Annotated in this window: 6 protein-coding genes; 4 read left to right on the top strand and 2 right to left on the bottom strand. The window is 66.1% G+C overall.

Features of this window, described 5'->3' with window-relative positions:
- Positions 1 to 91 precede the first annotated feature (91 nt).
- Positions 92 to 1087, top strand: a complete 996-nt coding sequence (locus N5D91_RS24125) for an LLM class flavin-dependent oxidoreductase (protein ID WP_279907779.1) — start codon at positions 92 to 94, stop codon at positions 1085 to 1087.
- 68 nt (positions 1088 to 1155) lie between these two features.
- Positions 1156 to 1653 (top strand): pyridoxamine 5'-phosphate oxidase family protein, encoded by a 498-nt coding sequence (locus N5D91_RS24130; protein WP_110711832.1) that lies wholly within the window; start codon positions 1156 to 1158, stop codon positions 1651 to 1653.
- A gap of 92 nt (positions 1654 to 1745) precedes the next feature.
- On the opposite strand, the gene N5D91_RS24135 is transcribed toward N5D91_RS24130, so the two are convergent.
- The gene (locus N5D91_RS24135) at positions 1746 to 2405 is read right to left on the bottom strand and encodes an exopolysaccharide biosynthesis protein (protein WP_164162936.1); all 660 of its coding nucleotides are present in this window, start codon (positions 2403 to 2405) and stop codon (positions 1746 to 1748) included.
- Entirely contained in the window at positions 2389 to 3693 is a 1305-nt protein-coding gene (locus N5D91_RS24140) for a hemolysin family protein (RefSeq protein WP_049462710.1), read from the bottom strand. Before N5D91_RS24140 ends, N5D91_RS24135 begins: the two co-directional genes overlap by 17 nt.
- Before the next feature lie 292 nt (positions 3694 to 3985).
- Between N5D91_RS24140 and N5D91_RS24145 the strand changes: the two genes are divergently transcribed.
- Both N5D91_RS24145 and N5D91_RS24150 read left to right on the top strand, forming a co-directional pair.
- A complete protein-coding gene (locus tag N5D91_RS24145; protein WP_004152833.1) occupies positions 3986 to 4612 on the top strand; it encodes a DUF47 family protein in 627 nt (208 codons plus the stop codon).
- Between the two features lie 13 nt (positions 4613 to 4625).
- Positions 4626 to 5747, top strand: a complete 1122-nt coding sequence (locus tag N5D91_RS24150; protein ID WP_180855640.1) for an inorganic phosphate transporter — start codon at positions 4626 to 4628, stop codon at positions 5745 to 5747.
- Positions 5748 to 5948: the final 201 nt, after the last annotated feature.

A 5948-nucleotide genomic window follows, 5' to 3' on the forward strand; every position in this document is an offset into this window, starting at 1 on the left:
GTCCCACGGGAATCAGCATCCCGCCACCGTCACTGGCCGCCGCGCCTGGCCGACCCCATGCATGGGGGATCCTGTGACGGAAAACCGCCTGATGATCCCTTTGTCGATTCTTGACCTGGCCCCGGTCTGCGAGGGCAGCGACACCACCGCTGCCTTCGCCAACATGCTGGAACTGGCCCAGCACGCCGATGCGCTGGGGTACCGCCGCTACTGGCTGGCCGAACACCACAACATGCCCGGCATCGCCAGTGCGGCCACCGCCGTGCTGATCGGTCACGTGGCAGGTGGCACAAAGCGCATCCGCGTCGGTGCCGGCGGCATCATGCTGCCCGACCATGCGCCGCTGCAGGTGGCCGAGCAGTTCGGCACGCTCGCCTCGCTGTATCCGGACCGCATCGACCTCGGCCTGGGCCGTGCGCCGGGCACCGATCAGCCGACCGCGCGTGCACTGCGCCGCTATTTCGACAGTGCCGACCAGTTCCCGCAGGACGTGCGCGAGCTGCTGCATTACTTCGAGCCGGTACAGCCCGGGCAGGCCGTGCAGGCGGTTCCGGGTGGTGGCCTGCGGGTGCCGACATGGATCCTCGGTTCCAGCCTGTTCGGTGCGCGCATGGCTGCCTCGATGGGCCTGCCGTACGCGTTCGCCTCGCACTTCGCACCGGACGTGATGGACGAAGCGCTGGCGGTGTACCGCCGCGAATTCCGCCCCTCGGCCACGCTGAAGCAGCCGCACGCGATGCTGGCGTTGAACGTCGTCGCCAGCGACAGCGAGGCCGAATCTCGGCGCCTGTTCACCAGCCAGCAGCAGAGTTTCGTGAACCTGCGTCGCGGTCGGCCAGGCAAGATTCCGGCACCCATCGACGACATCGAGTCCTTCTGGGAGCCGCATGAAAAGCTGGGCGTGGAGCGGGCACTGGCCTGCACCGTGCTGGGGGATCCGCAGCAGGTGGCGGAAGGCATCGCCGCGTTCGTCGAGCGCCACAAGCCGGACGAACTGATGCTCACCGCCAACCTGTATGACCACCGCGCGCGCCTGCGCTCGTTCGAACTGGCGATGCAGGCCTGGCACGCCCGCCACGCGGGCTGAACAATTGCGTCACGGCCCATTGCGGCCGAACCGCGTCTGATGGGGGCTCATATCGAAGGAGCCCCCACATGGCCGACACCCGCGCCGAACACATTGCCCAACTGGCAGAGCTGATCAAGGACGTGGAGGTGGCGATGTTCACCACCACCGGCGTTGACGGGCGACTCTACAGCCGGCCGCTGGCCACCCAGCAGGTCACCTTCGACGGTGATCTGTGGTTCGTCATCACTGCCGACAGCCCGAAGGTGGCCGAGATTGCGCTCGACCCCCGCGTCAACGTGGCCTATGCCTCACCCTCGAAGAACACCTATGTATCGGTGGCCGGGCGCGCGCGCGTGGTTGATGATCGCGCGAAGATCGAGGAGCTGTGGTCGCCAGCGATGAAGCTGTTCTTCCCGGGTGGCAAGGACGACCCGAACCTGCGCCTGATCCAGGTGCGCGCCGACTCGGCCGAGTACTGGGATGGTCCGGGCACGCTGCTGGGCACGGCACTCAGTTTCGTGCTGTCGGCGGTGCAGGACGAGCCCGCGCCTTTGGCCGACAACGGCTTCATCGACCTTCGATGATGGCCGATGCCCGGTATTGGTAGTGCCGGCCGCTGGCCGGCAAACCTGGAAACGTGGCAGCCGGCCAGCGGCCGGCTCTACCGGATTCCGGCTCAGAACCAGCGCTGGAACAGCTCCACCGTATAGCCCACCAGCTGCCCCGAACTGAAACCGAAGAAGGCGATCGCCGCCAGCGCCGCGATCCAGTTGAACAGCATCAGTGCGCCATCGCGTTCCAGCAGCGCCAGCGAGAACAGCAGCAGCTGGAAGCCGAACAGGAAGTTGGTGAACGGAATCGGCAACGACAGCAGCAGGCCCAGCAACACCAGCAGCAGGCCGCTCAAGGCATGCGCCGGCAGTGGTGTCAGCAGCTGCGGCAGGCGCGGTTTCAGCATCTTGTCCAACCGCCGCAGCGGGCGGTCGATGCGGTCCAGGAAGCGGTGCATGGTGCCGCGCTTGGGCCCGCGGCGGGCGATGAAGCCGGGCAGCCACGGCCGACGCAGGCAGAACAGCATCTGCAGGCCGATCAGGATCACCAGCGGGCCGCTGACCGCGCCGCCCATGCCCGGGATCGGGATGAACGACGGCAGGATCGCCACGAACAGGAACACGCCGAACGCGCTCTGCTGCAGGTTGCACAGGATCTGGCCGAGCGGCATGTGCTCGGCCGGGTCGCCGGAGGCGAACATCTCCAGCAGGGTGCGGATGCCCTCGTTACGGTAGGCCGGGCGCTCAACGCCCGGACCCTGGCCGGCCTCAGGCGGTGAGCTCATCGGCCTGCTCGTCGGACAGCGTGCGCAGCAGCAGCTTGTCCACCCGCGCACCATCCAGGTCGACCACCTCGAAGCGCCAGCCGGCCCAGTCAAAGTACTCGCCCGCGTGCGGGATGCGGCCGAAGTAGTGGATGCACATGCCGGCCAGCGTGTAGTAATCGCCATCCTCGGCATCGGGCAGATCGTTGCTGCCGATCAGCTCGCGCAGGTCCTCGATCGGCAGCGAGCCGTCCACCAGCAGCGAACCGTCTTCGCGGGTCACCACCAGCGCATCTTCGTCGGCGTTCTCCACCGCCTGCAGGCGGCCGACCACCGCGCCCATCAGGTCGCTGATGGTCACCAGACCCTGGATTTCGCCGTACTCGTCCACCACCAGCGCCATCGACTGCTGTTCCTCGCGGAAGATCTCCAGCAGCTTCATCGCGTGGGTGGATTCAGACACGTACAGCGGCTCGCGCAGGGTCTGGAACAGCGCGTTGTCACCGCGCGCCATGCGTGTGGCCAACGATTTCAGTTCCAGCACGCCGACCACGTCCATGTCGTTGTCGCGCAGCACCGGGTAGCGCGAGAACTCGTGCTCGGCCATGATTTCCAGGTTGCGCTCCAGCCCAGCCTGGGTATCCAGCCAGGCGATGCGGTTGCGCGGGGTCATCAGGCTGTCGGCGGTGCGGTCGCCCAGGCGCATCACGCGGTTCATCATGTCGCGCTCGTGGGCGTCGATCACACCGGCCTCGTGGCTCTCGGCCACCAGCATGCGGATCTCTTCTTCAGTCACCGAGGCGACTTCATCCTTGCCCAGGCCGAACAGGCGCAGTACCAGCTGGGTGGTCTTGGACAGCAGCCAGACGAAGGGCAGGGCCAGCTTGGCCAGCCAGCTCATCGGCATCGCCACCAGGCCGGCAATGGCCTCCGAGCGGGTCAGTGCCAGGCGCTTGGGCACCAGTTCGCCGAAGATCAGCGTGATGAAGGTGATCAGGCTGACCGCCAGCGTGGTACCGACGTTGCCGGCGTAGGCAAAGCCCGGCATCAGGCCCTGGATCCAGCCGGCGAAGGCTTCACCCAGTGCTTCACCGCCGAGGTAGCCGGTCAGCACGCCGATCACGGTGATGCCGATCTGCACAGTGGACAGGAAGCTCTCCGGCTTCTCCGACAGCTCCAGCGCCTTGGCGGCACGCTTGGAGGTGGCGGCCATCTGCTTCAGGCGGCTCTTGCGCGAGGTCATGACCGACATCTCGGACATGGCGAAGAAGCCGTTCAGCAGAACGAGCGCGAAGACAATCAGGATCATTTCAAACACGGGCGTCGTCCCCGGTTGGTGGCAGGGAGGGCGGGTGCTTGCGATGGCGGCTGGCGCTCAGGAACAGGGTCCGGCGCGGCGCAGGGGGGTAAGGGTCGTCGTCCATAAGGTGCGCCCGAAGGCGCGCTGGCATCTTAGCAAAGGGGCGTGGCAGGGTGGCAACCGCCTGTTCAGGTTGGGGCTTCCAGAGCCCCGGAAGGGGGCAGGGATACCCGTGATGGTCATCTAGCCGTCATAATTCCGTCTGGTGCCGTCCTTCCCGCGACGGCTGACAGGTTTCTCAATGTTCTCTCTGCAGACCATTTTCGGTTCCGGCAAACAGTTCTACACCCTGCTCGATGAGGCTGCCGTCGCGGCTTCCGACGCCGCCAAGGCGCTGCATTCCATGCTGCGCGAGGCCGACCGCCAGCCCGCGCTGGACGCGTTCAAGCTGGCCCGCCTGCGCGAACGCGCGGCCTCGGACAAGATCAGCCAGGCGCTGGTGGACAGCTTCATGACCCCGATCGAGCGCGAAGACATCGAAGCGCTGGGCTCGGCGCTGTACAAGATTCCGAAGCAGATCGAGAAGTTCGCCGATCGCTATTCGCTGGCCACGACCCACCTGGAGCACATCGACTTCGCGCCGCGCGCGGCGATGCTGGAACAGGCTGCCGGCGTGGTGGTGGAGATGGTGGCCGACCTGCGCCACATGAACCTGGACCGGATGACCGCTCTCAACGAGAAGCTGCGTTCGCTGGAGAACGAGGCCGACCGCCTGATGCTCGAGCTGTACCGCGACATCTACTCGGGCCGCCTGGACAACCTGCAGATGTTCCTGCTGAAGGAATTCTTCGAGATCCTGGAAAAGGCCATCGACCGCTGCCGCGAGGCCGGCGTGGTGGCGTACCAGATCGTGTTGAAGAACAGCTGACGGACGCCGCCGCATGTTGACCCTTGTCCTGGTGGTGATCCTGGCCGCGCTCGTCTTCGAGTTCATCAACGGCTTCCACGACACCGCCAACTCCATTGCCACCGTGGTGGCGACCAAGGTGCTCTCGCCCGGCTGGGCGGTGATGCTGGCCGCCTTCATGAACCTCATCGGTGCACTGACCGGTACCGCGGTGGCGCTGACCATCGCTTCGGGCCTGCTCAACACCAACGTGGTCGACGTCACCCCGCAGGTGATCCTGTGCGCCCTGCTTGGCGGCATCATCTGGAACCTGATCACCTGGTGGAAGGGGCTGCCTTCCTCGTCCTCGCACGCCCTGATCGGTGGCCTCTGCGGCGCCGGCCTGGCCGCTGCCCACAACAACTGGGACGCGCTGATCTGGTCCGAGCGCCTGGGCAGCTGGGCGCAGAACAAGGGCCTGCTGTGGAAGGTGTTCGTGCCGATGATCACCTCGCCGATCGCCGGTTTCCTGCTCGGCATCGTGGTGATGGTGCTGCTGTGGGGCCTGATCGCCGGGCTGGCCAAGATCGGCGGTGCCATCGGTCGTCTGGCCCGCCCGCGCATCGTCAACGCCTTCTTCGGCAAGGCGCAGATCGCCTCGGCGGCCTACATGGGCTTCGCCCACGGCCACAACGACGCGCAGAAGACCATGGGCATCATCGCCATGACCCTGATCGGCGCTGAAGCCACCGGCGCGCTGGACAACCTGCCGTCGTGGCTGGCCTTCATGCACCCGGACGCCAGCGCCGGTGACGGCATCGCGATGTGGATCGTGCTGACCTGTGCGGTGGTGATGGCGGCCGGTACTGCCTCGGGCGGCTGGAAGATCATCAAGACCCTGGGTCACAAGATGGTCAAGCTGCATCCGATCCACGGCTTCGCCGCGGAGACCAGCTCGGCCACCATTCTGACCCTGGCCGCCCACTTCGGCATGCCGGTCTCGACCACGCACAGCATCTCCACCGCGATCATGGGCGTCGGCTTCGCCAAGAACCCGCGCTCGCTGAAGTTCGGCGTGATCGAACGCATCGTCTGGGCCTGGATCCTGACCATCCCGGCCGCCGGCGGCTGCGCGTACCTGATCCTCAAGTTGTTCGCCCTGTTCGGCTGGACCTGATGCCAGCGGCCTTGGGGTCAGAGCCCTTTCCCTGCGGGAAAAGGATCTGACCCCGACAATCGAGAAAGCCCGCCGGATTCCGGCGGGCTTTTTTCATGGGCAGATCGTTTTTCCGTATCCAGCGTGTCGACCAAGGTCGACACCTACCAACAGCAGCAGGAACCTGTCAGCGGCGGGGTGGGGTGGGGTTGCAGGACCGTT

It is taken from the genome of Stenotrophomonas sp. GD03794, from assembly GCF_029842145.1.
Taxonomy (GTDB): Bacteria; Pseudomonadota; Gammaproteobacteria; order Xanthomonadales; family Xanthomonadaceae; genus Stenotrophomonas; species Stenotrophomonas riyadhensis.